Below are 26474 nucleotides of genomic sequence, written 5' to 3' on the forward strand. Positions count from 1 at the left end.
GCACCGGTAGGGTGATTGGCGCGGAAACGAGCGCTATCCACATGGGAGATGGGAGCCACGATGAGTAAAACACGGATTATGCAAGAGGCATTGAGGTGTGCGCGGCAAGCTCTGCCCGATTGCCTGCCTAACCCCCCTGTTGGCAGCGTTTTGGTTAAACAAGACCTTATCGTCGCGCAGGGGTATACCCGAGCACCGGGGTATTATCATGCCGAAGCCGATGTGTTGTCGCAGGTAGAAGGAACGCTGGAAGAATATGAGTTGTACGTCATTTTGGAGCCCTGTTCATTTCACGGGCGTACGCCGTCTTGTGCCCGGGCGATAGTCGAGCGGCGCGTCGGCAAAGTTTATGTCGGCATTCTCGATCCGCATCCGCGCAATCGTGGGGCGGGGATCGCCCTCTTGGAACAGGGGGGGATCCCGGTGGAAGTGGGGCTCCTCGCCGATCCCATTACCGCGTGGCTATCCCCTTATTTGCATCATGAGCCGGAGCCGTTCACTCAAAGCCGAGGATGCTGAACGCGTCGTCCTGCGGGTAGTAACCGAGCAGGCGGCTGGTTTCCTCCAGCGACAGCCGCTTGTAGCGGTTGTTGGAAACGCCGTGCACCACCGCGTACTGCACCCCTTCAACGCCAATGCAACGCTCCAGCAAATCGGCGGCGTCGCGGTGGCTGAGGAAGGCGCTCATGTCACGGGCGCTGAGCCGCTCGCCGGCCGCCAGCGCGGTGAAGTTGGCGATGCGCACCGACAGCGCGGAAAGCCCTTCCTGGTGCGCGAAGTAGGCGGCGATGCCTTCGCCGAACGCCTTGCTGGCGCCGTAGAGATTTTTCGGCTTCGGCGCGTCGTCCGGGCGGATCTGGTAATCCAGCGGGTAACCCTCCACCGCCTGCGCGCTGCTGGCGAACACCACGCGGCGGCAGCCGGCGTCTTTCGCCGCGCGGAAGATATTGAAGGTGCCGAGGATGTTGTTGTCCATCAGCGAGCCGCAGAAGTCTGCGTCGGGCGAGGGGTCGGCCGCCAGGTGCAGCACGGTGTCGATATTGGCGCAGGCCGCGCGGCAGGCGTCGAGATCGGCGATGTTGAAGCTGATGACTTCGTCATCGGGCCGCAGCTTGCTCAGCAGGCCGCTGTCCCTTTCCGCCAGGCGCAGCCGGTAGCGGTCGCCCACCGCCTGCCGAAACGCCGTGGCCACTCGGCCGCCGGCGCCGGTAATCAAAATCCGTCCAAATTCCGTACGTAACGTCATGATTGCTGTCGTCCCTAAGAATAGATTACGCGACGATCAGTAATAATCCCCTGCATGACGTTTGTCCAGCATTTCAATTAGAATTTCTGATGTTTTATTCCGGCAGCGGGCAGCATTCCGCAAGGGCGTCGGTCAAGAAATTCATCACCGCCCGCACGGCGGCGGTGCGCGCCAGGTCAGGGTAGGTGACCAACCACAGCTCACGCGTCGGCGCGGCGATCGGCGTGGGCAGCGGTTGCAAATCCGGGTCGCCATCGGCGACGAACGTCGGCAATACCGCGGCGCCCAGCCCCGATCGCGCGGCCTGCTGCAGTGAAAACAGGTCACTGGCCTGAAACACCACCGGGCGCCCCTGCAGCAGCTGCAGCAGCCACTGCTGGTGCGGCTGCTGCCGGTAATGATGGTCATAGGCGATAAAGCGGCGCGCCGCCTCGGGCAAGGCGGCATGCCGCGCGGCGGCGTACAGCGCGTAGCGCATCATGCCGATGCGCCGTACCAGCAGATCCGGCTGCTGCGGCCGCACCATGCGCACCGCGATGTCGGCTTCGCCGCGGTCCAGCTCGGCGAGCGCCGATTCACCGGAAAGCGCCAGCGCAATGTGCGGAAAGGCGCGATGAAATTCGGCGATGCGCGGCGCAATGACATGGGCGGCAATCGACGGCGGGGCGCTGATGCGCACGCTGGCCTGGGGCGCGGCGCCGGCGCTGCGGGCATGGCGGACGATCGCCTGGCTTTGCGCGTCGATCTCGGTCGCCAGCCCGGCGATGGTCTGGCCGTCCTGGGTCAGCGGGGTGCTGCGCGGCAAACGCAGGATCAGCCGCAGCCCGAGCGCCTTTTCCAGCGCCGCCACCCGCCGCCCGACGGTGGCGTGATCGCAACCCAGCTCCCGCGCCGCCGCCGACAATGAACCGGTGCGCGCCAGCGCCACAAAGTGTTTTAAATCCTGCCAGTCGAACATCAGTGAATTCCTGCACAGTATCGATGCAATTTTAAGGAATATTCACACAGAGCGCGGCGTGATTCAATGCGTACATACTTTCCGCAAAATCGAATGATTCAATTAGGATGTCTTATGAATTTACGGCTTCAGCAACGCACCGCGCTGGTGACCGGCGCCAGCGAAGGCATCGGCGCCGGCATGGTCCGGGTTTTGGCGGCGGAAGGCGCCGCTGTGGTGGCCACCGCCCGGCGGGGCGACCGGCTGCAGGCGCTGGCGGATGAGATTGAACGGCGGGGCGACCCGCGGCCGCGGGTGATTGCCGCGGACGTTACCGACGCCCGGGCGTTGGCCGAGATGGCGGCGCAGGCGGGGCCGATCGATATTTTGATCAACGCGGTCGGCGCTTTCCGCCCAACCGCGCTGGACGAGGGCGATCGGGGCTGGGACGACGCCTTCGCCCTGAACTTTACCCCGGCCCGGCGGTTGACGCAGGCGTTGCTGCCGGGCATGCAGGCGCGGGGCTGGGGGCGGGTGATCAACATCAGCGGTTCGATGGAGCCGCGCAGCCTCAGCGCCGCCAGCGCGGCCAAGGGCGCGCTGCACCTGTGGGCCAAGGGGCTGGCGTGCGAGGTGGCGGCGCAGGGCGTGACCGTCAACACGCTGCAGCCCGGGCGCATCAACAGCGAGCAGATCCGCGAGCGGCTATACCCGACCGAAGCGGCGCGCCAGGCGTATATCGCGCAGCATATTCCGATCGGCTATTTCGGCGAGCCGGAAGACATGGCCCATCTGGCGGCGTTTCTTTGTTCCCCGCTCGCGCGATATATCACCGGCGCGGTGATCCCGGTAGACGGCGGCCTGCATTATTTCGCCCACTGAGGCGGTTTTGCCCGCCGGATCACAGTTCGGCAATTTGCCGGCGCAAAGCCTTGCTCCGGCAAAATCTCGGGTGTTAACGTCATGACTCAGCCGCTTTAGGGTTGTCACTGCTCCGGCAGGCAAAACCTAAACCTCGCGTTTCTATTCCCTTCGGGAAAGAGACCGCGAGGTTTAGGTTTTTTTTTGCGCCGAATTCCGCCGCAGCGATTGGCCATCGTCGGGCTGGGGAGCGGCAGAACGCGAATGCTAAGGATAACCGTATGAAATATGACTCATTAGCCAGTGAGATTTTGGCCGGCGTCGGTGGCCGCGACAACGTAAAGAGCCTGGTGCACTGCGCCACTCGCCTGCGCTTCAAGCTGCGCGACGGCGGCCGCGCCGATACCGCCGCGCTGAAAAAAAATCCCGGCGTCATCATGGTGGTGGAGAGCGGCGGCCAGTATCAGGTGGTGGTGGGCAACCACGTGGCGGAGGTGTATCGCGCGGTCAACCGGGCCGGCGGCTTCGGTGAAGGCGCGGCGGGCGGCGATGGCGCGGACGACAAGCCGGACAACCTGCTCAGCCGGTTTATCGACGTGGTTTCCGGCATCTTTACGCCGCTGCTGGGGGTGATGGCCGCTTCGGGGGTGCTGAAGGGCGCCCTGGCGCTGGGCCTGGCCTGCGGCTGGCTGCTGGAGAGCGGCGGCACCTTCAAAACGCTGTTCGCCGCCAGCGATTCGCTGTTCTATTTCTTTCCGATCATGCTCGGTTACACCGCCGGGAAAAAATTCGGCGGCAACCCGTTCGTCACCATGGCGATCGGCGGCGCGCTGACGCATCCGCTGATGATGGCGGCGTTCGACGCGGCGCAGCAGCCGGGCGCGGCGCGCGAATATTTCCTCGGCATTCCGCTGACCTTTATCAACTACAGCTCGTCGGTGATCCCGATCATTTTCGCCGCCTGGGTCTCCTGCCGGCTGGAGCCGTGGTGCAACCGGGTTGTCCACAGCGCGCTGCGCAATTTCATCACCCCGCTGCTGTGCCTGGCGATCACCGTGCCGCTGACCTTCCTGCTGATCGGCCCGGCGGCGACCTGGCTGAGCCACCTGCTGGCCAACGGTTATCAAAGCATCTACGCCTTTAACCCGATCGTCGCCGGCGCTTTTATGGGGGCGATGTGGCAGGTGTGCGTGATCTTCGGCCTGCACTGGGGGCTGGTGCCGCTGATGATCAACAACCTGAGCGTGCTGGGGCGCGACACCCTGGCGCCGCTGCTGCTGCCGGCGGTGATGGGGCAGGTGGGGGCCACGCTGGGCGTGATGCTGCGCACCCGCGACGCCAAACTGCGGGCGCTGTCCGGCTCGGCCATCGGCGCCGGTATTTTCGGCATCACCGAACCGGCGGTCTACGGCGTCACCCTGCCGAACAAGCGGCCGTTTATCTTCGGCTGCGTCGGCGGCGCGCTGGGCGGCGCGGTGATCGGCTATTTCCACACCGCGACCTACTCCTTCGGGCTGGTGAGCGTTTTCACCTTTGCGCAAATCATTCCCGCCGGCGGCTTCGACGCCACGGTATGGGGCGCGATCGGCGGCACGCTGCTGTCGTTCTGCTTCGCCGCGCTGGCCAGCTACCTGTTCGGCGTCACCCCGGCCGAGGCAGCGACGGCGGAAGCGGCGGCGGCCGCGCCGCTCAACCGCAAAGAACGGATCCTCAGCCCGATCGCCGGCGAGCTCCTGCCGCTGGAGCAGGTCAATGACGCCACCTTCGCCAGCGGGCTGCTGGGAAAAGGGGTGGCGATAGCGCCGCAGCAGGGGCGGGTGGTGGCGCCGGTGGCCGGCCGCGTGGCGTCGCTGTTTAAAACCCGGCACGCCATCGGCATCGAGTCGGACGACGGCGCGGAGATTCTCATCCACGTCGGCATCGATACCGTGCGGCTCGACGGGCTGCATTTTACCGCCCACGTGCAGGAGGGCGATCGGATCGCGCCGGGCGATCTGCTGATTGAGTTCGACCAGGCGGCGATCCGCGCCGCCGGCTATGACACCACCACGCCGATCATCATCAGCAACAGCGATGATTACGTCGACGTGCTGACCAGCGGCCAGTCTCCGGTGCGGGAACAGGCGCCGCTGCTGACTTTATTACGTTAACTGAGGAGCAAGCGATGAACGGCAAATTTCCGCAAGATTTTCTGTGGGGCGGCGCGGTAGCGGCCAATCAGGTGGAAGGCGCTTATCTGACCGACGGCAAAGGCCTATCGACGTCCGATCTGCAGCCGCAGGGCATCTTCGGCGCCATCACCCCGCGCAAACCGGGCGACAGCGGCATCAAGGACGTGGCGATCGATTTTTACCATCGCTATCCGCAAGACATCGCCCTGTTCGCCGAAATGGGCTTTAAATGCCTGCGCACCTCGATCGCCTGGGCGCGCATTTTCCCGCAGGGCGACGAGGAAACGCCGAATGAGGCCGGGCTGGCGTTTTACGATCGGCTGTTCGACGAGATGGCGAAATACGGCATTCAGCCGCTTATCACCCTGTCGCATTATGAAATGCCCTATGGCCTGACGCAGAAATACGGCGGCTGGGGCAGCCGCGCGACCATCGGCTTCTTCGAGCGTTACGCGCGCACCGTATTCGAACGCTACAAGCATAAGGTCAAACACTGGCTGACCTTCAACGAAATCAACATGTCGCTGCACGCGCCCTTTACCGGCGTCGGCCTGCCGGAAGACAGCGACAGGGGCGCCATCTATCAGGCGATCCACCATCAGCTGGTGGCCAGCGCCAAGGCGGTGAAAGCCTGCCACCAGTTAGTGCCGGGCGGCAAAATCGGCAATATGCTGCTGGGCGGCATTTTGTATCCGCTGAGCTGCCGGCCGGAAGACCTGCTGGAAACCCAGCGCCAGAACCGCGACTGGCTGTTCTTCGGCGACGTGCAGGCGCGCGGCGCTTATCCGGCCTATATGCGGCGCTTCTTCCGCGAGCACGGCATTCAGCTCGAAATCACCGCCGAGGATCGGCAGGCGCTGCGCGAAACCATCGATTTTATCTCCTTCAGCTATTACATGAGCGGCTGCGTCACCACCGACGCGGCGCAGAACCGGACCGCCCGCGCCAATATTCTCAACATGGTGCCGAACCCGCACCTGGCCAGCTCGGAATGGGGTTGGCAGATAGACCCCGTCGGCCTGCGCTACCTGCTCAACCTGCTGTATGACCGCTACCAGAAGCCGCTGTTTATCGTCGAGAACGGCCTGGGCGCCAAGGATCGCGTCGAGGCCGACGGCAGCATCGACGACGGCTACCGCATCGAGTATCTCAACGACCACCTGGTGCAGGTGGCCGAGGCGATCGACGACGGGGTGGAGGTGATGGGCTACACCAGCTGGGGGCCGATCGATCTGGTCAGCGCCTCGAAGGCCGAAATGTCGAAGCGCTACGGCTTTATTTACGTCGACCGCGACGATGCCGGCAACGGCAGCCTGGAGCGCAAGCGTAAAAAGAGCTTCTACTGGTATCGCGATGTGATCCACAGCAACGGCAACTGCCTGAAACCGAAAGGCTAACCGCCATTAGCCCGCCCGGCGGCGATCGCCGGGCAAGCCTTCTAGGCCGCGTCGTTTTCCCGGTAGCGCCGGCGGGCGTGCTCGAACCAGCTGGCCGGCACGTTGTGCGGCGGCCGCTGCAGCCTGGCCAGCCCCTGCTCGACGATATGGCTGGCCTGGCGCCACAGCGTCGGGTCGCCTTCGGTCAACACCTCCAGCAGCCGCTGTTTTTCGATCAGATAGGTCTGGGCGAAGTGGCTGTCGTACTCCAGCAGCGAGCGGGTGTTGTCGATCAGGTCCGCCAGCTTGATGGTTTTGGCCTGCGGCGAGGCGCCGGCGCTGTGGCGGCGATCGCGGTTCTTGCGTTCGAAGCGGTTGCCGTCGCCGGCATGGCTGACGTTGGTCAGCATCGCCACCAGTTCCGCCACCTTCGGCCCGAAGTGGCTTTCGATATCGCCGAGGGTGGTGGGGGTGTCTTCCACCGTGTCGTGCAGCCAGGCGGCGGCCAGCATCTCTTCGGTGTGCGGCACGCTGCTGACGATTTCCATCACCGCCTGCGGATGAACGATGTAGGGCGCATTGGTGTATTTGCGGCGCTGATCGATCGCCGCATGCGCCTTGGTGGCGTAGCGGCGCGCGCGTTCTGCAAGCGTGGTTGTCATATCCTTTCCCTCCGCACAGCACCCTGCTGTGGCATCCTCTGCATCTAAAAAATGTAGCACATCGTGCAAAAAATAGCTTGCGATTACATCGTGCACTATCTATATTCGCATCATGAAAAGCAAAAACGCCGAACAACCCAACGCGAAAAATACGCTGCTGCTCGATCAGCAGCTGTGTTTTGCCCTGTACTCCGCCAATCTGGCGTTGCACAAGGTGTATCGCAAGTTGCTGAACCAGCTCGACCTCACCTATCCGCAGTATCTGGCGATGCTGGTGCTGTGGGAACGGGATGAAATCACGGTATCGGATATCGGCGAGCGGCTGTTCCTCGATTCCGCCACCCTGACGCCGCTGCTGAAACGGCTGGAGAGCGCCGGGCTGCTGGTGCGCTATCGCGCCACCGCCGATGAGCGGCAGGTGATCATCGCGCTGACCGAAGCCGGCCGCGCGCTGCGTGAAAAGGCGCAGGCGGTGCCCGAGGCGGTGATGTGCGCCACCGACTGCAGCCTGGACGAGATAGTCACGCTCAAACGGCAGCTGGAAAAACTGCGCGGCAGCCTGATCGACCAGGTTTGACCCCCGGCCGCCGGACGCAAGATCGGCGCCGGTGGTCTACACTGAAGTAAGCGTCAAATATAAGTAGTGCACGATTTAATCGTGAAAGATAAACCCGTGGCGGGTTTCGTTTTGCTGAAGCCGACGTCACGTCCCCCAACCAGCAAGAAGGAATGAATGATGTCTATTGAGAAAGTTGTTTACCGCGCTCACGCCACGGCAACCGGTGGCCGCGACGGCCGTGCGACCTCATCCGACGGCGTGTTGGATGTGAAACTGGGCGTGCCGAAAGAGATGGGCGGCGCCGGCGGCGACGTCACCAACCCCGAGCAGCTGTTTGCCGCCGGCTATTCGGCCTGCTTCCTCGGCGCGCTGAAGTTTGTCGCGGCGAAAGAAAAGGTCAAGATCCCGGCCGAAGCCAAAATCGACGGCACCGTCGGCATCGGTGAAATCCCTAACGGGTTCGGCATCGAAGTGCAGCTGGACATCAGCCTGCCGGGCATCGAACGCAGCGTGGCGGAAGAGCTGGTGAAAAAGGCCCACGTGGTCTGCCCTTATTCCAACGCCACCCGCGGCAATATTGACGTAACGCTCAACGTGAAATAACGTTTTTGCCCATAATGGAGGGATATCCCTCCATTTTCTTTGCGCTTTCGCCTCCGCTCAGTTCACAAAAAATGGCAAAAAATGCCCATTTTGTGAGAATTCTCTTGATTATTACCCCCAAAATAACGCTTATTGCCGTTCGGCTGAACCAGCGGCCGCAATAAATGTCTGACAGATTCAGAACTGCTACACCGTCCCCGGAGCCACCGCGTTACATGAACAAAGTGAAATCGCTATCGCAGCAGAATTTATCGTTATTGTTAGCGATCTATATCGGCATCTTTTTGAACCTTTCCGTTTTTTATCGTCGTTTCGATTCATTTGCGCACGGCATTCAAGGGATTAAGGTTATTTCAGCGGTGACTGAGGTTATCGCCATCGTGCTATTTACCTTCTTCATCATGCGGCTGGTGTCGCTGGGCGGCCGGCTGTTTTATCGCGTCGTCGCCTCGCTGCTGGTGCTGATTTCGGTCGCCGCCAGCTATTACATGACGTTCTTCAACGTGGTGATCGGCTACGGCATCGTGGTGTCGGTGATGACCACCGATATCGATCTCTCCAAAGAGGTCATCGGCCTGCATTTCTTCCTGTGGATGGGGGTGGTCAGCGCCTTGCCGCTGCTGTGCATCTGGAAGAACAGCCTGCGTTACACGCTGATCGAACAGCTGAAAACCCCCGGCCATCGGGTGAAGCCGCTGCTGGTGCTGGTGGCGGTCGTGGCGCTGGTCTGGCTGCCGCTGCGCATGCTGGATAAAGAACAGAGCGCGCAGGAAAAAATCACCAACATCGATCTGCCGAGCTATGGCGGGGTGGTGGCGCACTCTTATCTGCCGTCCAACTGGCTGTCGGCGCTGGGGCTGTTCGCCTACACCCGTTACGACGAGAGCCAGGATCAGGCCAATATGTTCGATCCGGGCCAGAACTTCACCTATGTGCCGCCGGCGGATATCGACGACACCTACGTGGTGTTTATCATCGGCGAGACCACCCGTTGGGACCACATGGGGATCCTCGGCTATGACCGCGACACCACGCCGCGGCTGTCGAAAGAGAAGAACCTGGTGGCGTTCCGCGGCGAGTCCTGCGATACCGCCACCAAGCTGTCGCTGCGCTGCATGTTCGTGCGCGAGGGCGGCACCGCCGACAACCCGCAGCGCACGCTGAAAGAGCAAAACGTGTTTGCGGTGATGAAAGACCTGGGCTTTACCTCTGAATTGTTCGCCATGCAGAGCGAGGTGTGGTTCTACAACAACACCGAAGTGGACAACTATTCGTTCCGCGAGATGATCGCCTCCGAGAAGCGCAACGACGGTAAATCCGTCGACGATATGCTGCTGGTGGACGAAATGAAGGAGTCGCTGGCGCGCTACCCGCGCGGCAAGCATCTGGTGGTCCTGCATACCAAAGGCTCGCATTATCTGTACTCCCAGCGCTACCCGCGCAGCTATGCGCGCTATCAGCCGGAGTGCATGGGGGTGGATGACTTCTGCTCCAAGGAGCAGCTGGTTAACGCCTTCGATAACTCGGTGCTGTACACCGACAGCTTTATCGCCAACGTGATCGATCAGGTGCGCGACAAAAAGGCGATAGTGTTCTATTCGTCCGACCACGGCGAATCGATCGGCGAGAACTCGCACCTGCACGGCACGCCGCGCGAAATGGCGCCGCCCGAGCAGTTCCGCGTGCCGATGATGGTGTGGGCCTCGGACAAGTTCCTCGAGGATCCGCAGCATCTCAGCGCCTTCGAGCAGCTGCAGGCGCAGCAGCGCATCGGCAAGACCCATCGCCACGTTGAGCTGTTCGACACCATTCTCGGCTGCCTCGGCTATAGCTCGCCGGACGGCGGCATCGTGGATAAAAACAACTGGTGCCATATTCCGCAGGACAAAGCGGCGCCGGCCAAGCTGTAATTTTCTGCCCGCCGGGCGTAACCTGCGCCCGGCGATTCACGCGAATACCTTCCCGCCATCAATTAATCCGGCGTGCGCATGCGGTATACTTGCGCACTTTCCCCCTCACACCGGAGATCCCATGACCCTGCGCGTGGCGTTTATCGACGATCATGACATTGTGCGTTCGGGCTTTGTGCAGTTGCTGTCGCTGGAAGCGGACATTCAGGTGGTGGGCGAGTTCAGCAGCGCGGCGCAGGCGCGCGCCGGCCTGCCCGGGCTGGAAGCGGAGATCTGCGTCTGCGATATTTCGATGCCGGACGGCAGCGGGCTGGATCTGCTGGCGGACATTCCCTCCGGCATCCGCGTGGTGATGCTGTCGATGCACGACAACCCGGCGCTGGTGGAGATGGCGCTGGAGCGCGGCGCCAGCGGTTTCCTTTCCAAACGCTGCAAGCCGGAAGATCTGATCACCGCGGTGCGCACCGTCGCCGGCGGCGGCGTGTACCTGATGCCGGAAATCGCCCAGCAGTTGGCGCGGGTGAAGGTGGATCCGCTGACCCGCCGCGAGCGCGAGGTCGCGCTGCTGCTGGCGCAGGGCCGGGAAGTGCGGGAAATAGCCGCCGCGCTGGGGCTGTCGCCGAAGACGGTGCACGTGCACCGCGCCAACCTGTTCGCCAAGCTGGGCATCAGCAACAACGTCGAGCTGGCGAAGCGGATGCTTAACCTGTGATGCAGCGGCTGTTCACCCAGCTGGCGCTGTTCTTCATCTACGGCACCAGCGCGTTTTGCCTGTGGGGCATCGGCACCGCGCTGATCGACCCGCCATGGCAGGCGCTGCTGCTGTTCCCGTTCGGCCTGCGGATGGGCATTTTGCTGCAAAGCCCGCACCGTTTCTGGCCCGGCATTCTGCTGGCCGACCTGCTGCTGATGGCGCTGCTGGCGGATCAGTTCGGCTATGGGCCGGCGCTGTGGGCTTCGATGGCGGTGCTGGCGCTGACGGTGTTGCTCAGCCTGCTGGCTTCCCCCTGGCTGCTGCGCCACCAACAGAGCGACAGCGAATGGCGCTGGCCCTTGCTGCAGGGGGCGGTGGTGGCGGTGGCGGCCGCCCTGCAGGCGCTGGTGTGGCAGCTGGTGAGCGGCGACGGCGCGCGGGTGCTGCTGCTCGGTTTGGCGGGCGGTTTCACCCTGGCGCCGACCTGCCTGCTGTTGTGGCACTATCTGGCGCGCCAGATTTGGGTGCCGCTGGAGCCGGGCCTGATCCACAAACCGGTAACGCTGCGGCTGCGCCATCTGGCCAGCTATTTGCTGCTGTTCGCGCTCAGCATCTGGCTGCAGCAGCAGGTGAACGTCGCCGAGCTGCGCCGCTTCGCGCCTTTCTGCCTGGCAATCCCGATCCTGTTCATGTCCTACCGCTACGGTTGGCAGGGGGCGCTGCTGGCGACCCTGCTCAACGGCGTGGCGCTGGTGGCCAACGAGCCGCCGCAGCCGGATTCGCATCGCGATCTGCTGCTTTCGCTGCTGGCCCAGAGCCTGACCGGCCTGCTGCTCGGCGCCGGCATCCAGCGGCAGCGCGAACTGAACCAGCAGCTGCGGCTGCGGCTGGCGGAGAACCGCCAGCTGGCGCGAGCGCTGGTGACGGCGGAGGAACGAACCCGCCGCGAGGTGGCGCGCGAACTGCACGATGAGGTTGGCCAGACCATCACGGTGATCCGCACCCAGGCCAGCATTGTCAAACGCCTGGCGCCTGAGCCGCGGGTGGCCGGCTGCGCCGAGGCCATCGACGCGCTGGCGCTGCGGGTGTACGACGGCGTGCATGACGTGCTGACCCAGCTGTGGCCGGCGGCGTTGAATAATCTGCCGCTGTCGGCGGCGGTGGCGGCGATGCTGCGCGAATCGCTGCCGCAGGACGCCTCGCTGACGAGCAGCATGCAGTGGCAGGTACCGGACGAGCTGCTGGATGAAACGCTGAAGATCACGCTGTACCGGGTGTGTCAGGAGGGGATCACCAACGTCTGTCGGCACGCCGGCGCCAGCCGGGTCGAGCTGGAGGCGCGGTTGCATAAGCGCAAGGACCGGCCGCCGGAGATAGCCTTGAGCATTCGCGACAACGGCGTGGGCATCGATCTGGCCAGCCATGAGCCGGGTTACGGCCTGCGCGGCATGCGGGAACGCATCAGCGCGCTGGGTGGCAGCCTGCGGCTGACCTCCGGGCAGGGCGCCTGTTTGACTGTGATCTTGCCCACAGTTTCGCCGGCAGAAGGGCAAAACTAGGAAAAACTCCTAGCGGCGTCGGGAATCCGGCGTAAGCCATTCGCGCGTGCGCGCCGCATGATAGCGGCACTTTTCTCATTCTCTGAGGTTTCACATGTGGTCTTTCCTTAAAAGCCGCCCGGATGCGCCGCAGGTCACCGATCAACGGCAGATCGACGCCAGCTACAAATACTGGCGTATCCAACTGATGTGGACGATGTACATCGGCTATGCCGCGTTTTACTTCACGCGCAAAAGCTTCAACTTCATCATGCCGGCGATGCTGAGCGATCTGGGCCTGACGATGTCCGACGTCGGCATCCTCGGCACGCTGTTCTACATCACCTACGGCTGCTCGAAGTTCATCTCCGGCATGATCAGCGACCGCTCCAACCCGCGCTATTTCATGGGGCTGGGCCTGATCATGACCGGGGTGCTGAATATCTTCTTCGGCCTCAGTTCGTCGCTGCTGATGCTGGGCACGCTGTGGATCCTCAACGCCTTCTTCCAGGGCTGATGCTGGGCACGCTGTGGATCCTCAACGCCTTCTTCCAGGGCTGGGGCTGGCCGCCGTGCTCCAAAATTCTCACCAGCTGGTATTCGCGCTCCGAACGCGGCGGCTGGTGGGCCGTCTGGAACACCTCGCACAACTTTGGCGGCGCGCTGATCCCGCTGCTGGTGGGCTTTATCTCGCTGCATTTCAGCTGGCGCTACGGCATGATCATTCCGGGCATCATCGGCGTGGCGCTGGGCCTGCTGATGTGCTGGCGCCTGCGCGACAAGCCGTCCACCATGGGGTTGCCGAGCGTCGGCAAATGGCGCAACGACGCCATGGAGCTGGTGCAGGAATCTGAAGGCCAGGGGCTGACCAATCGCGAAATCATCAAACGCTACGTGCTGACCAACAAATACATCTGGCTGCTGGCGGTGTCCTACGTGCTGGTGTACATCGTGCGCACCGCGATCAACGACTGGGGCAACCTGTACCTGACGCAGGAGAAAGGCTATTCGCTGATGACCGCCAACTCGGCGATCTCGCTGTTTGAGGTGGGCGGCTTTATCGGCTCGCTGGTGGCCGGCTGGGGCTCCGACAAACTGTTCCGCGGCAACCGCGGCCCGATGAACCTGATCTTCGCCATCGGCATCTTCCTGTCGGTCGCGGCGCTGTGGATCATGCCGGGCTTCAGCTATCTGCTGCAGGCCGCGTGCTTCTTCGCCATCGGCTTCTTCATCTTCGGGCCGCAGATGCTGATCGGCATGGCGGCGGCGGAGTGTTCGCACAAGGATGCGGCCGGGGCGGCCACCGGTTTTGTCGGCCTGTTCGCTTACCTGGGCGCGGCGCTGTCCGGCTATCCGATCGCCCGGGTGATGGAAATCTGGCACTGGAACGGTTTCTTCGTGGTGATCTCCATCGCCGCCTGCCTGTCGGCGCTGTTCCTGCTGCCGTTCCTGCGCGCGCAGTCACCGGCGTTGAAACCCGCCAAGGCCTGAGTGAAATGCGCCGCACCGCACCCGGTACGGCGCATTATGGCGCTTTTATCAGCACTTGAAACGGCGGGGCAAAAAAGTGATTGACGCCTATAACCGCCAGCAGTAAGATGCGCCCCGCATCGGCGAGTAGCGCAGCTTGGTAGCGCAACTGGTTTGGGACCAGTGGGTCGGAGGTTCGAATCCTCTCTCGCCGACCATATTCAAAGAAACCGACGAAAGTCGGTTTTTTTACGCCCGCAGTTTATGAGGATGAGGACCTCCGAAGGAGGTTTGAGCCGAGCGCAGCGAGACCACGTTGCTTTAGCGACGGCCCGCAGGGCAAGCATCGCAGATGCGCGTCATCCTCTCTCGCCGACCACCATTCGAAAAACCTGCTTTTTAAAGCAGGTTTTTTTTCGCCCGCAGATTGCGTTTGCCTCATTCCTCCTGGAAATCGCCCCCTTGTTGAAATATATTTATCCTTCCTCATTAATGAATTCACTTTCCTTATTTATCCTGCCTTCTTATTTTTATATTTAAATAAATTCATTGTTGAACAATAAAACCCGGTTGATGGCGCTCTTGTTTTAACCGAGCTTTTATCTATAGTCTGAGTACACGAAACGGGAATGATTAATTTCCGTGGCGTGGAAAAACGAACGGTCATTTATTCACTTTAATCTTGCCGGATTATTGCGGGATTATTTTATCCGGCAGTGAGCGGCGATGATTAAAGCTTTTACGTTTATCCTCTCGGAATAAAGGAATCAGTTATGCGCAAACTTAATAAACCGCTGTTGGCGTTGCTGATCGGCAGCACGCTGTGTTCTGCGGCGCAGGCCGCCGCGCCGGGCAAGCCGACGCTGGCCTGGGGCAACACCAAGTTCGCCATCGTGGAAGTCGATCAGGCCGCCACCGCCTATAACAATTTGGTGAAGGTAAAAAACGCCGCCGACGTTTCTGTTTCATGGAATTTATGGAATGGCGATACCGGCACCACGGCAAAAGTATTATTGAACGGCAAGGAAGTGTGGAGCGGCGCCTCGACCGGCGCTTCCGGCACGGCTAATTTCAAGGTCAATAAAGGCGGGCGCTATCAAATGCAGGTGGCGTTATGCAATGCCGAGGGGTGCACCGCCAGCGACGCGACCGAAATTGTGGTGGCCGATACCGACGGCAGTCATTTGGCGCCGTTAAAAGAGCCGCTGCTGGAAAAGAATAAGCCTTACAAGCAGGACTCCGGCAAGGTCGTCGGCGCGTATTTCGTCGAATGGGGCGTGTACGGCCGTAATTTCACCGTCGATAAGATCCCGGCGCAGAACCTGACTCATCTGCTGTACGGCTTCATCCCGATCTGCGGCGGCGACGGCATCAACGACAGCCTGAAAGAGATCGAAGGCAGCTTCCAGGCGCTGCAGCGTTCCTGCCAGGGCCGTGAGGACTTCAAGGTCTCCATCCACGATCCGTTCGCCGCGCTGCAGAAAGGCCAGAAGGGCGTCACCGCCTGGGATGACCCCTACAAAGGCAACTTCGGCCAGCTGATGGCGCTGAAACAGGCGCGCCCCGAGCTGAAAATCCTGCCGTCGATCGGCGGCTGGACCCTGTCCGATCCGTTCTTCTTTATGGGCGACAAGGTGAAGCGCGACCGCTTCGTCGGCTCGGTGAAAGAGTTCCTGCAGACCTGGAAGTTCTTTGACGGCGTGGACGTCGACTGGGAATTCCCGGGCGGGCAGGGCGCCAACCCGAAACTGGGCAGCGCGCAGGACGGGGAAACCTATGTGCTGCTGATGAAAGAGCTGCGGACCATGCTGGACCAGCTGTCGGTGGAAACCGGCCGCAAATATGAGCTGACCTCCGCCATCAGCGCCGGCAAGGACAAGATCGACAAGGTGGACTACAACAGCGCGCAAAACTCGATGGACCACATCTTCCTGATGAGCTACGACTTCTATGGCGCCTTCGATCTGAAGAACCTCGGGCACCAAACCGCGCTGAAAGCGCCGTCCTGGAAGCCGGACACCGCCTATACCACGGTTAACGGCGTCAACGCGCTGCTGGCGCAGGGCGTGAAGCCGGGCAAAATCGTGGTCGGCACCGCCATGTACGGCCGCGGCTGGACCGGCGTGAACGGCTACCAGAACAACATTCCGTTCACCGGCAGCGCCACCGGGCCGGTCAAGGGCACCTGGGAAAACGGCATCGTCGATTACCGCCAAATCGCCAACGAATTTATGAGCGGCGAATGGCAGTACAGCTACGACGCCGCCGCGGAAGCGCCGTACGTGTTCAAGCCGTCCACCGGCGATCTGATCACCTTCGACGATGCGCGTTCGGTGCAGGCGAAGGGCAAGTATGTGTTGGACAAGCAGCTGGGCGGCCTGTTCTCCTGGGAAATCGACGCCGACAACGGCGATATTCTCAACAATATGAACGTCAGCCTGGGCAACGGCGCCGGCGTTCAATAATCGGTTGCAGCACCTTGCCGGGGGATATCCTTTTGCCCCCGGCTTTTTCGCCGAAGAAAGTTCTTTCACGTCACACAGATTGTGGCGGGGCCTCGATCAAAAACCGTCCAACCGCCTCACTCTTTTGGGTGATGGGTCAGCATTTCCTCCTGTTTTTAACGCCGATCACAAAAATAACCGTTCAGATATTCATCATTCAGCAACAAACTTTTTTAGTTTTTTAACGGAGTTAAAAACCAGTAACTTGTTGTGACTTAGACCATTGAACTAAAAATGACCGCTTAGCATAAATTTTAATGCTGCAACTGTTAAAAAAAGGTTTTTTTTATGTTTGTTTGCTGTTTCTCACAGTCTGCGTAAATCCCCACTGGTTATATTGACGACACCCCAAACAGTTGGCAATTTGGTAGCCTCAGGGGCAAGAGCGAGAGCAGTTTGAGTGAATTCCACGCGCTCAGACGTCCCCGCTGCGATGCGTTCCATCCGGCGTTCTCGCGCCATTGCTCCTTCTGCCTTCGGGCGCCCGACTGCACAGGCCGCGCAATAAAAAATATAGGGTTCTGGCAGTCACTACCCATGGCTTTCCAGCCGCTGGGTATACACACATCACATCACACAATGGAGCACTAACGATGACAAATTCCTTGGGTAAATCAGGGATTCTGAAATTCGGCATCGGGCTGGTCGCACTGACCGTCGCGGCCAGCGTACAGGCCAAAACCTTGGTCTACTGTTCTGAAGGTTCCCCGGAAGGGTTCAACCCCCAGCTGTTCACCTCGGGCACCACCTACGACGCCAGCTCGGTACCGATCTACAACCGCCTGGTCGAATTCAAAGTCGGCACCACCGAACTGCAGCCGGGCCTGGCTGAGAAATGGGACGTCAGCGAAGACGGCAAAACCTACACCTTCCACCTGCGCAAAGGCGTGAAGTGGCAGAGCAGCAAAAACTTCAAACCGACCCGCGACTTCAACGCCGACGACGTGGTGTTCTCCTTCGAGCGTCAGCTGGACGCGAATAACGCCTACCACAAAGTGTCCGGCGGCAGCTACGAGTACTTCGAAGGCATGGACATGCCGAAGCTGATCTCGAAAATCGAGAAGGTGGACGACAACACCGTGCGCTTCGTGCTGACCCGTCCGGAGGCGCCGTTCCTGGCCGACCTGGGCATGGACTTCGCCTCTATCCTGTCCGCCGAATACGCCGACGCGATGATGAAGGCCGGCACGCCGGAGAAGGTGGACCTGAACCCGATCGGCACCGGTCCGTTCCAGCTGCTGCAATACCAGAAAGACTCCAAGATCCTCTACAAGGCGTTTGACGGTTTCTGGGGCACCAAGCCGAAGATCGACCGCCTGGTGTTCTCCATCACGCCGGACGCCTCGGTGCGTTACGCCAAGCTGCAGAAAAACGAATGTCAGGTGATGCCGTACCCGAACCCGGCCGATATCGCCCGCATGAAGCAGGACAAAACCATCAACCTGATGGAACAGCCGGGGCTGAACGTGGGTTATCTGTCGTTCAACGTCGAGAAAAAACCGCTGGATAACCTGAAGGTGCGCCAGGCGTTGACCATGGCGGTCAACAAGCAGGCGATCATCGACGCGGTGTATCAGGGGGCGGGCCAGGCGGCCAAAAACCTGATCCCGCCGACCATGTGGGGCTATAACGACGCGGTGCAGGATTACGCTTACGATCCGGCCAAGGCCAAAGAACTGCTGAAAGAAGCGGGCATGGCCGATGGTTTCAGCATCGACCTGTGGGCGATGCCGGTACAGCGTCCCTACAACCCGAACGCTCGCCGCATGGCGGAAATGATCCAGAACGATTGGGCCAAGATCGGCGTGAAGGCTAAAATCGTGACCTATGAGTGGGGGGAATACCTCAAGCGCGCCAAGGCGGGCGAACATCAGACGGTGATGATGGGCTGGACCGGCGACAACGGGGATCCGGATAACTTCTTCGCCACGCTGTTCAGCTGCGCCGCGGCGAAAGACGGCTCCAACTATTCCCGCTGGTGCTACAAGCCGTTCGAGGATCTGATCCAACCGGCGCGCGCCGAATCCAACCACGACAAACGCATCGAACTGTACAAGCAGGCTCAGGTGGTGATGCACGATCAGGCTCCGGCGCTGATTGTCGCTCACTCCACCGTGTACGAACCTGTTCGTAAGGAAGTGAAGGGCTACGTCGTGGATCCGCTTGGTAAGCATCACTTTGAGAATGTCTCTTTAGACTGATTCTGACCGTTAAACCGGAGACGCACGAATGGACTTGCAGGGGCGCAACAGGTTGCGCCCCTGCTGGCCAGTCTCCGGCGTATGGCACCAGGATTGTTCATAGTGTGTGAGCTTTAATAAGCCTGGCGGACGATGAGCTGCCGGGCATTGATACAGAGAGTTCGGGATATGTTGCAGTTCATACTCCGACGTTTGGGGTTAGTTATCCCAACGTTTATCGGCATAACGTTGCTGACTTTTGCATTCGTCCATATGATCCCCGGCGACCCGGTGACCATCATGGCCGGGGAACGCGGGATCTCCGCAGAACGCCATGCGCAGTTGATGGCGGAAATGGGGCTGGACAAGCCGCTCTACCAACAGTATTTCTCCTACGTGTCCAACGTGCTGCAGGGCGATCTGGGCACCTCACTGAAAAGCCGCATCTCCGTCTGGAGCGAATTCGTTCCGCGTTTCCAGGCCACCCTGGAGCTGGGCTTTTGCGCGATGATCTTCGCCGTGCTGGTCGGCATTCCGGTCGGCGTGCTGGCGGCGGTCAAGCGGGGTTCGATATTCGATCACACCGCGGTGGGCATCTCGCTGACCGGCTATTCGATGCCGATTTTCTGGTGGGGCATGATGCTGATCATGCTGGTGTCGGTGCAGCTTAACCTGACGCCGGTGTCGGGGCGCATCAGCGACACGGTGTTCCTGGACGATACGCTGCCGCTGACCGGCTTTATGCTGATCGACACCCTGATCTGGGGCGAGCCGGGCGACTTCGCCGACGCGGTGATGCACATGATCCTGCCGGCCATCGTGCTGGGCACCATCCCGCTGGCGGTGATTGTGCGCATGACCCGCTCCTCGATGCTGGAAGTGCTGGGCGAAGACTACATTCGCACCGCGCGCGCCAAGGGCGTGAGCCGCATGCGGGTGATCGTGGTGCATGCGCTGCGCAACGCGCTGCTGCCGGTGGTGACGGTGATTGGGCTGCAGGTCGGCACCATGCTGGCCGGCGCCATTCTGACCGAAACCATCTTCTCCTGGCCGGGCCTGGGGCGCTGGCTGATCGATGCGTTGCAGCGCCGCGATTACCCGGTGGTGCAGGGCGGGGTGTTGCTGGTCGCCTGTATGATCATTCTGGTTAACCTGCTGGTAGACGTGCTCTACGGCGTGGTCAACCCGCGTATTCGCCACAAGAAATAAGGGGCGCTCTCATGTCTCAAATCACTGAGTCTGCAGTTAAAGGTGCGCCGAAGCCGATGACCCCGTTCCAGGAGTTTTGGCACTATTTCAAGCGCAATAAAGGGGCCGTGGTCGGCCTGGTGTATATCGTCATCATGCTGGTGATCGCCCTCGGCGCCGGCGTGCTGGCGCCGCACGCGCCGGCGGATCAGTTCCGCGACGCGCTGCTCAAGCCGCCGGTCTGGCAGGACGGCGGCAGCTGGCAATATATTCTCGGCACCGACGACGTGGGCCGCGACGTGCTGTCGCGCCTGATGTACGGCGCGCGGCTATCGCTGCTGGTCGGTTGCCTGGTGGTGGTGCTGTCGCTGATCATGGGCGTGATCTTCGGCCTGTTGGCCGGCTACTTCGGCGGCGTGGTGGACGCGGTTATCATGCGCGTCGTCGACATCATGCTGGCGCTGCCGAGCCTGCTGCTGGCGCTGGTGCTGGTGGCGGTATTCGGGCCGTCGATCGTCAACGCCTCGCTGGCGCTGACCTTCGTCGCCCTGCCGCACTACGTGCGCCTGACGCGCGCGGCGGTGCTGGTGGAAGTGAACCGCGACTACGTCACCGCTTCGCGGGTGGCGGGCGCCGGCGCGCTGCGCCAAATGTTCATCAATATACTGCCAAACTGCCTGGCGCCCTTGATCGTTCAGGCCTCTCTCGGTTTCTCGAACGCCATTCTGGACATGGCTGCCCTCGGCTTTCTCGGCATGGGCGCGCAGCCGCCGACGCCGGAGTGGGGCACCATGCTCTCCGACGTACTGCAGTTCGCGCAAAGCGCCTGGTGGGTGGTGACCTTCCCCGGCCTGGCGATCCTGCTGACGGTGCTGGCATTTAACCTGATGGGGGACGGCTTGCGTGACGCTCTCGACCCCAAACTCAAGCAGTAACAGAGGACGAGAGAGATGGCGTTATTGAATGTAGACAAGCTTTCGGTGCACTTCGGTGACGAAGGCACCCCGTTCCGCGCGGTAGACCGCATCAGTTACAGCGTGGATCAAGGGCAGGTGGTCGGCATTGTCGGCGAGTCCGGCTCCGGCAAGTCCGTCAGCTCGCTGGCGATCATGGGGCTGATCGATTTCCCCGGCAAGGTGATGGCCGACAAGCTGGAGTTCAACGGCCAGGACCTGCGCAAAATTTCCGAGAAGGAACGTCGCCAGCTGGTCGGCTCCGAAGTGGCGATGATCTTCCAGGACCCGATGACCAGCCTGAACCCGTGCTATACCGTCGGCTTCCAGATCATGGAGGCGCTGAAGGTGCATCAGGGCGGCAATCGCCGCACCCGCCGCCAGCGGGCCATTGACCTGCTGAACCAGGTGGGCATTCCCGATCCGGCCTCGCGGCTGGACGTTTACCCGCATCAGCTGTCCGGCGGCATGAGCCAGCGCGTGATGATCGCCATGGCGATCGCCTGCCGGCCCAAGCTGCTGATCGCCGATGAACCGACCACCGCGCTCGACGTGACCATCCAGGCGCAGATCATCGAGCTGCTGCTGGATCTGCAGCAGCGCGAAAATATGGCGCTGTTGCTGATCACTCATGACCTGGCGCTGGTCGCCGAGGCCGCGCACCACATCATCGTGATGTACGCCGGCCAGGTGGTGGAATCCGGCAAGGCGGCGGAAATTTTCCGCGCGCCGCGCCATCCTTATACCCAGGCGCTGCTGCGCGCGCTGCCGGAGTTCGCCGCCGACAAGGCGCGGCTGGCTTCGCTGCCGGGCGTGGTGCCGGGCAAATACGATCGCCCGACCGGCTGCCTGCTCAATCCGCGTTGTCCGTACGCCAATGAGCGCTGCCGTAATGAGGAGCCGGAACTGCGCAGCATTCCCGGCCGTCAGGTTAAATGTCACACACCGCTGGATGATGCGGGGAGGCCGACCGTATGAGCCAGAATCAACCTTTACTGCAGGCGATCGACCTGAAGAAGCATTACCCGGTCAAAAAGGGCATGTTCGCGCCGGAGCGGCTGGTCAAGGCATTGGACGGCGTCTCCTTTACCCTGGAGCGCGGCAAGACGCTGGCGGTGGTCGGCGAGTCCGGCTGCGGCAAGTCGACCCTCGGCCGTCTGTTGACGATGATCGAAGTGCCGACCGGCGGCGAGCTGTATTATCAGGGGCAAGATCTGCTGAAGCCGGACGTCACCGCCGAGAAGCTGCGGCGGCAGAAGATCCAAATCGTGTTCCAGAATCCTTACGGATCGCTCAACCCGCGCAAGAAGGTCGGGCAGATCCTCGAGGAGCCGCTGTTGATCAACACCTCGCTGAGCGGCGCCGAACGGCGCGAGAAGGCGCTGGCGATGATGGCGAAGGTCGGCCTGAAGACCGAGCACTACGACCGCTATCCGCACATGTTCTCCGGCGGCCAGCGCCAGCGCATCGCCATCGCCCGCGGGTTGATGCTGAACCCGGACGTGGTGATCGCCGATGAGCCGGTGTCGGCGCTGGACGTCTCGGTGCGCGCGCAGGTGCTGAACCTGATGATGGACCTGCAGCAGGAGCTGGGGCTGTCTTACGTGTTCATCTCGCACGACCTGTCGGTGGTGGAGCATATCGCCGACGAAGTGATGGTGATGTACCTGGGCCGCTGCGTGGAGAAGGGCAGCAAAGACGCGATCTTCAACAACCCGCGCCACCCCTACACCCAGGCGCTGCTGTCGGCGACGCCGCGGCTGAACCCGGATATGCGCCGCGAGCGCATCAAGCTGACCGGCGAGCTGCCGAGCCCGATGAACCCGCCGCCGGGCTGTGCGTTCAACGCCCGCTGCCGTCGCGCCTTCGGCACCTGCACCCAGCTGCAGCCGCAGCTGAAGCGGTATGGCGACCAGATGGTGGCCTGTTTCGCGGTCGATCAGGACGAGCATCCCGGCGCCTGACGGCCCCGCCGATGCCCTATGCAAACGCCGGCGCGATGCCGGCGTTTTTTTTATTCGGTTTTTATCAACGGGTTATTGCCGCGACCTGGTTGATTATATTTATCTGGGCGCTGTGCCTAATCACATGCCGACGGCGGCTTATTTGAAATAAGATTTACATGGAAATAATAAGCAGGTTATTTAACTGGCGGCTCAGCAAATAAAAAAGCGCGCCGGCGGCGCGCTTCGCTTATTGCCCGATGGGGTTATTGCGGATAAGGCACCCAGTCGCCGCCGTTCAGCCGAATATAGGTCTTGTCCTGATATTTCATCACGATGGCGTTATCATTTTCAGAAATAACCGGCGTTTGCGGCAATCCCTGGGTCAACGCCTGCCAGTCGACGCCGGGGGCGGTGAACGCCTTGCCGTCCACCAGCCGCGACACCAGTTCCGACAGCGCCAGATAGCTGCTCGGCGTTTTGACCTGCAGCGGGCCGCCCTGGTGCGGTGCGGCCATGCCCACCAGCTTGATGCCGACCGGGGTATGGGTGATGTTCGGGCTGGGGATATCGCGCAGGCCGGACATCTGCATCTTGTCGCCCACCAACGCCGCGCCGTGTTCCGGCACGATCACCACCATCACCTTGCGGCCGGATTTCTCCAGCTGGTCGAGGAAGGTGTTCAACTGATCGAACAGCTTCTGCGCCCGCGGCGCGTAGTCGGCGCTCTTGTTGGAGCCGACGAAGCGGTTGCCGTCGTGCAGCGGGATGATGTTGAAGAAGGTGGCGCTGCGGGCGCCGTCGCCGGCCTTCTGTTGCTGATCCAGCCAGCGGGTGAGCAGCTCCAAATCGTTGTAAACGGGTTCGCCGTCGAACGAGGCCAGTTCGTTGCCGATGCCGGCTTGCGACATCAGCGGCGCCTGCATGTCGCCCTGCTCGCGCAGCTCTTTCAGGAAGTTGCCGAATACCCCGGAGTGATCCAGCATCAGCTGTTCCTTGAAGCCCAGCTTGGCCAGGTTATCAAACAGATAGCACTGCTGATTCACCGGCTGATACAGATCGTGGTGCGACGGCTGGCCGCAGCTGGCGCGCAGCAGGCGAATGGCCGCCGGGCCGCTGTAGGCGGTCGCGGAATTGAAGTTGTCGAACATGATGTCCATCTTCGACCACAGCGGATGATTTTGCAGGTTGCTCGCTTCCATGTCGGCCCAGGCCAGCGAACAGATGTTGATCACCAGCAGGTCAAACGGCTGCGCGTCGGCGGGCAGCGCCGCCGGGAAGGCGGTGGCGCGGGTTTTTTCCCGATCGTAGAACTGATTCAGATAGGCCGTCAGGTTGGCGCTGGTCGGCGGCAGGCTGTCGGCCGGCGCGTTATCGACCGCCGCCGCCGCCGGCGTCGCCGATGCGGCGGGGGCCGCAGGGGCGGTCGCGGCCGGCAACAGCGAGATGGCCGGGCCGGCGATGTTCAGCAGGTTGAGCCATACCAGCGCCGCCACGGTAAACACCGTGACGCGCACCCATTGGGCCACGAACAGATAGGCGATCAGCAGCACGAAGGCGGCGCCGATCATCTGCCAGTTGATAAAGCGGTTGACCAGTTCCAGCAGGTACTGGGCGCTGAAGCCGGTCAGCTGCGAACCCTGGCTGAGAATGCTGTTGATGCCGGGCAGCCAGGTGTCGTGATAAAACAGCGCGATACCTATGGGGATCGCCACATAATGCCGCCAGCGGTGCAGGCGCATCGCGGGTATCGGCATCACCAGGAACGCCATGAACACCAGGTTCGGCAACGCGTGGAAGTTCAGGTAGCCGAACCACAGCAGGGCGAATTTCGCCAGAAAATAGTAGTTCCAGCCGCCCAGGCCGCGCCAATAGCGCCACAGGGAGTGATCGGGTTGCGTATTCGTGTTTGGCTTCATGGCTGCTTCTTACTTTTTATCTGAGATGAAGATCCTTCGCGCACCCATAACCCGGCAGATTTTAAATAGCGCGGTGATAACAACAGGTTTTGCCAGTATTGCCGCCAGTGCGGGAAACGCCGGTGAAAGGCGTAGCCCAGCGGGATGAACACCAGGGCGCACAGGACGATCAGCTGCACGATGTCGTTAAGGTTCAGCATGTTTTTCCTCCTGTGCGCCGGTCGCCAGCGTGAAGGCGACCGGTTGGCGCCGCTCCGGCGCGTCTTCGGCGGCGGCCGCCTTCTGGCGCGGCGCGGCGACGACGGCTTCCGTCGCCGGGGCTGGCCCGCCGCCGTGCGCCATGCGTTTAATTTCCGAGATAATGTCGACATCCTGATGCCATACCACCCGGTTGCTGAAGGCTTCGTCCACCGGCAGGCGGAAGATGAACTTCAGCGCGGTATCCAGATCGTTGATCCGGCAGGTGGAGAGGAACAGCACCAGCCTGCCCTGCACCACGGTCATCACGTCGCCGAAGCGCCGCAGATGGCACAGGGTCATCGCCTGTTCGGCGCGCAGCCCCGGCGCCGGGCGCAGCGCGACCATCACCCCTTTGCCGTCTTCCGGCAGCAGCGTATTGCCCATCAGCGAGCTCACCGCCTGGCTGAAGTCGTGCGGCCGCATATAGCCTTTCAGCTGCAGCGGGCGCAGGCCGGCCAGCAGGACGTCGATGTCGGCGGGAACGTGGCGCGCGAAGCGTTGCCCCTGAATGCCTTCGAGCATGGTCAGAAAGCGGGACAGCGGCGCGACGTGCGGCACGATCAGGTTGGCGCCGCAGGCCAGCAGCAGGCGTTCGTCGCTGTAACGCAGGCTGGCGCTCATTTCGCGCACCGCGATTTTCAGGCCGCTGCCGCGGCTGCGGCGCAGGCCGTGAATTTGGTGCGCCAGTGCGTCGATCTGATCGCTCTGGTACAGCGCGAAAATCAGCGTCGCCGACAGCGTCAGCATGCCGTGCTGCGCCAGCTGGGCGTTGCTGTCCAGCAGCTGCCAGTTGGCCGACAGCGGCGGCGCGCCCTCCAGAATGCTGCGTTCGGCCAGATAGTGGCCTTCATCGCTGCGGATGGCGGTGGGCGAGGGCTTTTTGCCGTCCTCATCGCCCTGCCAGCCGCGCTCGCCGGCATACAGCGTCAGCAGCTGGTTGGCGTTGATGCCGTTTTCGGTGCTCCACCAGTTCACCAGATACTGGGCGCTGTCCTGCTGCCACTGCAGGCTGGACAGGCCGTTCAGTATGCGGTGCTGGGCGCTGAGCTGCCCTTTGAGTTTATTGACGCCGCTGCCGTGGCTGAGGATCAGCAGCGTGCAGCCTTGCCGCCGCAGCCAGCCGGCGATGGCGCGCGACCAGTCGCGCAGCTCTTCGGTGGTGAAGGTTTGCCACAGGCTGGCGTGGGCCAGCAGGATTAACAAGCGGTTGCGTGGTTTCAGCGCGCGCATCAGGTCGTCGATGAGGTGCATCAGCGCGGCCTTTTTCTCCGGCAGTTGGTAGAGCGGCAGCTTTTTCAGGGCGGGAGAGGCGAGCTCAGCCAGCAGCCGGTCGGGCTTCTCGCCGCTGCAAATCAGCGCGGCCTTGCTGGTGGCGGCCTGGGCGGCCAGGGTTTGCTGACAGAGCAGACCGGCGTCGGTTTGCCGGTCGATATTGACCCAATAAAGGCCCGGGGACTGCATAACAGACAGCTCTTCCCAAATCTGCCGAATGCCTAAAGAAAAAGATTGCGCCATAGGAT

General features: G+C 61.7%; 21 protein-coding genes, 1 tRNA gene, 1 other RNA gene and 1 pseudogene. 18 read left to right on the forward strand and 6 right to left on the reverse strand.

Going from position 1 to position 26474, the window contains the following annotated elements; all coding sequences use genetic code 11:
- Positions 1–60: 60 nt before the first annotated feature.
- Positions 61–519, forward strand: coding sequence for a bifunctional diaminohydroxyphosphoribosylaminopyrimidine deaminase/5-amino-6-(5-phosphoribosylamino)uracil reductase RibD (locus D7I37_RS07655; protein WP_095099941.1), 459 nt, complete (start codon positions 61–63; stop codon positions 517–519).
- On the opposite strand, the gene D7I37_RS07660 is transcribed toward D7I37_RS07655, so the two are convergent.
- Positions 497–1246, reverse strand: coding sequence for an NAD(P)-dependent oxidoreductase (locus tag D7I37_RS07660; protein ID WP_061797904.1), 750 nt, complete (start codon positions 1244–1246; stop codon positions 497–499). The two genes, D7I37_RS07655 and D7I37_RS07660, sit on opposite strands and share 23 nt — an antisense overlap.
- Positions 1247–1340: 94 nt before the next feature.
- Positions 1341–2204: a LysR family transcriptional regulator gene (locus tag D7I37_RS07665; protein WP_095094951.1), complete on the reverse strand. Its 864-nt coding sequence runs from the start codon at positions 2202–2204 to the stop codon at positions 1341–1343.
- Between the two features lie 114 nt (positions 2205–2318).
- Between D7I37_RS07665 and D7I37_RS07670 the strand changes: the two genes are divergently transcribed.
- The 3 genes from D7I37_RS07670 to D7I37_RS07680 all read left to right on the forward strand — a co-directional run bounded on the left by D7I37_RS07670 (position 2319) and on the right by D7I37_RS07680 (position 6612).
- Positions 2319–3065, forward strand: coding sequence for an SDR family NAD(P)-dependent oxidoreductase (locus tag D7I37_RS07670; RefSeq protein ID WP_061797907.1), 747 nt, complete (start codon positions 2319–2321; stop codon positions 3063–3065).
- Between the two features lie 260 nt (positions 3066–3325).
- Positions 3326–5194, forward strand: coding sequence for a PTS beta-glucoside transporter subunit IIABC (gene bglF, locus D7I37_RS07675; RefSeq protein ID WP_061797908.1), 1869 nt, complete (start codon positions 3326–3328; stop codon positions 5192–5194).
- Between the two features lie 14 nt (positions 5195–5208).
- Positions 5209–6612: a glycoside hydrolase family 1 protein gene (locus D7I37_RS07680; protein WP_095094957.1), complete on the forward strand. Its 1404-nt coding sequence runs from the start codon at positions 5209–5211 to the stop codon at positions 6610–6612.
- Positions 6613–6653: 41 nt separating this feature from the next.
- On the opposite strand, the gene D7I37_RS07685 is transcribed toward D7I37_RS07680, so the two are convergent.
- Positions 6654–7253, reverse strand: coding sequence for an HD domain-containing protein (locus D7I37_RS07685; protein WP_061797911.1), 600 nt, complete (start codon positions 7251–7253; stop codon positions 6654–6656).
- A 112-nt stretch (positions 7254–7365) separates the two neighbouring features.
- Between D7I37_RS07685 and D7I37_RS07690 the strand changes: the two genes are divergently transcribed.
- The 14 genes and pseudogenes from D7I37_RS07690 to dppF all read left to right on the forward strand — a co-directional run bounded on the left by D7I37_RS07690 (position 7366) and on the right by dppF (position 22816).
- Positions 7366–7830 (forward strand): MarR family winged helix-turn-helix transcriptional regulator, encoded by a 465-nt coding sequence (locus D7I37_RS07690; RefSeq protein ID WP_061797912.1) that lies wholly within the window; start codon positions 7366–7368, stop codon positions 7828–7830.
- 159 nt (positions 7831–7989) lie between these two features.
- The gene (locus tag D7I37_RS07695) at positions 7990–8415 is read left to right on the forward strand and encodes an organic hydroperoxide resistance protein (protein ID WP_061797972.1); all 426 of its coding nucleotides are present in this window, start codon (positions 7990–7992) and stop codon (positions 8413–8415) included.
- Positions 8416–8630: 215 nt separating this feature from the next.
- Positions 8631–10325 (forward strand): kdo(2)-lipid A phosphoethanolamine 7''-transferase, encoded by a 1695-nt coding sequence (gene eptB / locus D7I37_RS07700; RefSeq protein ID WP_061797914.1) that lies wholly within the window; start codon positions 8631–8633, stop codon positions 10323–10325.
- A gap of 121 nt (positions 10326–10446) precedes the next feature.
- Positions 10447–11037 (forward strand): transcriptional regulator UhpA, encoded by a 591-nt coding sequence (gene uhpA / locus D7I37_RS07705; RefSeq protein WP_061797915.1) that lies wholly within the window; start codon positions 10447–10449, stop codon positions 11035–11037.
- On the forward strand, positions 11037–12578 hold the full coding sequence (uhpB, locus tag D7I37_RS07710) for a signal transduction histidine-protein kinase/phosphatase UhpB (protein WP_129544754.1): 1542 nt from the start codon (positions 11037–11039) through the stop codon (positions 12576–12578). Before uhpA ends, uhpB begins: the two co-directional genes overlap by 1 nt.
- A gap of 94 nt (positions 12579–12672) precedes the next feature.
- A pseudogene (locus D7I37_RS07715) lies at positions 12673–14048 on the forward strand (MFS transporter).
- Between the two features lie 120 nt (positions 14049–14168).
- Positions 14169–14245, forward strand: a tRNA-Pro gene (locus tag D7I37_RS07720).
- 32 nt (positions 14246–14277) lie between these two features.
- A non-coding RNA gene (locus D7I37_RS07725) (RtT sRNA) lies at positions 14278–14406 on the forward strand.
- Positions 14407–14800: 394 nt separating this feature from the next.
- Positions 14801–16492 (forward strand): glycosyl hydrolase family 18 protein, encoded by a 1692-nt coding sequence (locus tag D7I37_RS07730; protein ID WP_095094963.1) that lies wholly within the window; start codon positions 14801–14803, stop codon positions 16490–16492.
- Positions 16493–17124: 632 nt separating this feature from the next.
- On the forward strand, positions 17125–18732 hold the full coding sequence (dppA, locus tag D7I37_RS07735) for a dipeptide ABC transporter periplasmic-binding protein DppA (protein ID WP_129543517.1): 1608 nt from the start codon (positions 17125–17127) through the stop codon (positions 18730–18732).
- 168 nt (positions 18733–18900) lie between these two features.
- Entirely contained in the window at positions 18901–19920 is a 1020-nt protein-coding gene (gene dppB, locus D7I37_RS07740; protein ID WP_061797921.1) for a dipeptide ABC transporter permease DppB, read from the forward strand.
- Between the two features lie 11 nt (positions 19921–19931).
- Positions 19932–20834, forward strand: coding sequence for a dipeptide ABC transporter permease DppC (gene dppC, locus D7I37_RS07745; protein WP_061797922.1), 903 nt, complete (start codon positions 19932–19934; stop codon positions 20832–20834).
- Between the two features lie 15 nt (positions 20835–20849).
- Positions 20850–21830, forward strand: a complete 981-nt coding sequence (dppD, locus tag D7I37_RS07750; RefSeq protein WP_061797923.1) for a dipeptide ABC transporter ATP-binding protein — start codon at positions 20850–20852, stop codon at positions 21828–21830.
- A complete protein-coding gene (gene dppF, locus D7I37_RS07755; RefSeq protein ID WP_061797925.1) occupies positions 21827–22816 on the forward strand; it encodes a dipeptide ABC transporter ATP-binding subunit DppF in 990 nt (329 codons plus the stop codon). Before dppD ends, dppF begins: the two co-directional genes overlap by 4 nt.
- Positions 22817–23061: 245 nt before the next feature.
- Here dppF and bcsG read toward each other — a convergent pair whose 3' ends face one another.
- Genes bcsG through bcsE form a run of 3 tightly spaced genes read right to left on the reverse strand, consistent with a single transcriptional unit; the run spans position 23062 to position 26469 of the window.
- Complete coding sequence (gene bcsG, locus D7I37_RS07760) at positions 23062–24714, reverse strand: cellulose biosynthesis protein BcsG (RefSeq protein ID WP_061797926.1); 1653 nt, start codon at positions 24712–24714, stop codon at positions 23062–23064.
- On the reverse strand, positions 24711–24914 hold the full coding sequence (bcsF, locus tag D7I37_RS07765; protein ID WP_061797927.1) for a cellulose biosynthesis protein BcsF: 204 nt from the start codon (positions 24912–24914) through the stop codon (positions 24711–24713). Before bcsF ends, bcsG begins: the two co-directional genes overlap by 4 nt.
- The gene (gene bcsE, locus D7I37_RS07770) at positions 24901–26469 is read right to left on the reverse strand and encodes a cellulose biosynthesis protein BcsE (RefSeq protein WP_129543518.1); all 1569 of its coding nucleotides are present in this window, start codon (positions 26467–26469) and stop codon (positions 24901–24903) included. The genes bcsF and bcsE overlap by 14 nt, the downstream gene beginning before the upstream one ends.
- Positions 26470–26474 lie beyond the last annotated feature (5 nt).

It is taken from the genome of Serratia sp. 1D1416, from assembly GCF_003641105.1.
GTDB classification, from domain to species: domain Bacteria; phylum Pseudomonadota; class Gammaproteobacteria; order Enterobacterales; family Enterobacteriaceae; genus Serratia; species Serratia ficaria.

Excerpts from the sequence above, each read along its gene's own strand:
- D7I37_RS07655 (WP_095099941.1), top strand. The coding sequence starts at position 61 with ATGAGTAAAACACGGATTATGCAAGAGGCATTGAGGTGTGCGCGGCAA.
- D7I37_RS07660 (WP_061797904.1), bottom strand. The coding sequence starts at position 1,246 with ATGACGTTACGTACGGAATTTGGACGGATTTTGATTACCGGCGCCGGC.
- D7I37_RS07665 (WP_095094951.1), bottom strand. The coding sequence starts at position 2,204 with ATGTTCGACTGGCAGGATTTAAAACACTTTGTGGCGCTGGCGCGCACC.
- D7I37_RS07670 (WP_061797907.1), top strand. The coding sequence starts at position 2,319 with ATGAATTTACGGCTTCAGCAACGCACCGCGCTGGTGACCGGCGCCAGC.
- bglF (WP_061797908.1), top strand. The coding sequence starts at position 3,326 with ATGAAATATGACTCATTAGCCAGTGAGATTTTGGCCGGCGTCGGTGGC.
- D7I37_RS07680 (WP_095094957.1), top strand. The coding sequence starts at position 5,209 with ATGAACGGCAAATTTCCGCAAGATTTTCTGTGGGGCGGCGCGGTAGCG.
- D7I37_RS07685 (WP_061797911.1), bottom strand. The coding sequence starts at position 7,253 with ATGACAACCACGCTTGCAGAACGCGCGCGCCGCTACGCCACCAAGGCG.
- D7I37_RS07690 (WP_061797912.1), top strand. The coding sequence starts at position 7,366 with ATGAAAAGCAAAAACGCCGAACAACCCAACGCGAAAAATACGCTGCTG.
- D7I37_RS07695 (WP_061797972.1), top strand. The coding sequence starts at position 7,990 with ATGTCTATTGAGAAAGTTGTTTACCGCGCTCACGCCACGGCAACCGGT.
- eptB (WP_061797914.1), top strand. The coding sequence starts at position 8,631 with ATGAACAAAGTGAAATCGCTATCGCAGCAGAATTTATCGTTATTGTTA.
- uhpA (WP_061797915.1), top strand. The coding sequence starts at position 10,447 with ATGACCCTGCGCGTGGCGTTTATCGACGATCATGACATTGTGCGTTCG.
- uhpB (WP_129544754.1), top strand. The coding sequence starts at position 11,037 with ATGCAGCGGCTGTTCACCCAGCTGGCGCTGTTCTTCATCTACGGCACC.
- D7I37_RS07730 (WP_095094963.1), top strand. The coding sequence starts at position 14,801 with ATGCGCAAACTTAATAAACCGCTGTTGGCGTTGCTGATCGGCAGCACG.
- dppA (WP_129543517.1), top strand. The coding sequence starts at position 17,125 with ATGACAAATTCCTTGGGTAAATCAGGGATTCTGAAATTCGGCATCGGG.
- dppB (WP_061797921.1), top strand. The coding sequence starts at position 18,901 with ATGTTGCAGTTCATACTCCGACGTTTGGGGTTAGTTATCCCAACGTTT.
- dppC (WP_061797922.1), top strand. The coding sequence starts at position 19,932 with ATGTCTCAAATCACTGAGTCTGCAGTTAAAGGTGCGCCGAAGCCGATG.
- dppD (WP_061797923.1), top strand. The coding sequence starts at position 20,850 with ATGGCGTTATTGAATGTAGACAAGCTTTCGGTGCACTTCGGTGACGAA.
- dppF (WP_061797925.1), top strand. The coding sequence starts at position 21,827 with ATGAGCCAGAATCAACCTTTACTGCAGGCGATCGACCTGAAGAAGCAT.
- bcsG (WP_061797926.1), bottom strand. The coding sequence starts at position 24,714 with ATGAAGCCAAACACGAATACGCAACCCGATCACTCCCTGTGGCGCTAT.
- bcsF (WP_061797927.1), bottom strand. The coding sequence starts at position 24,914 with ATGCTGAACCTTAACGACATCGTGCAGCTGATCGTCCTGTGCGCCCTG.
- bcsE (WP_129543518.1), bottom strand. The coding sequence starts at position 26,469 with ATGGCGCAATCTTTTTCTTTAGGCATTCGGCAGATTTGGGAAGAGCTG.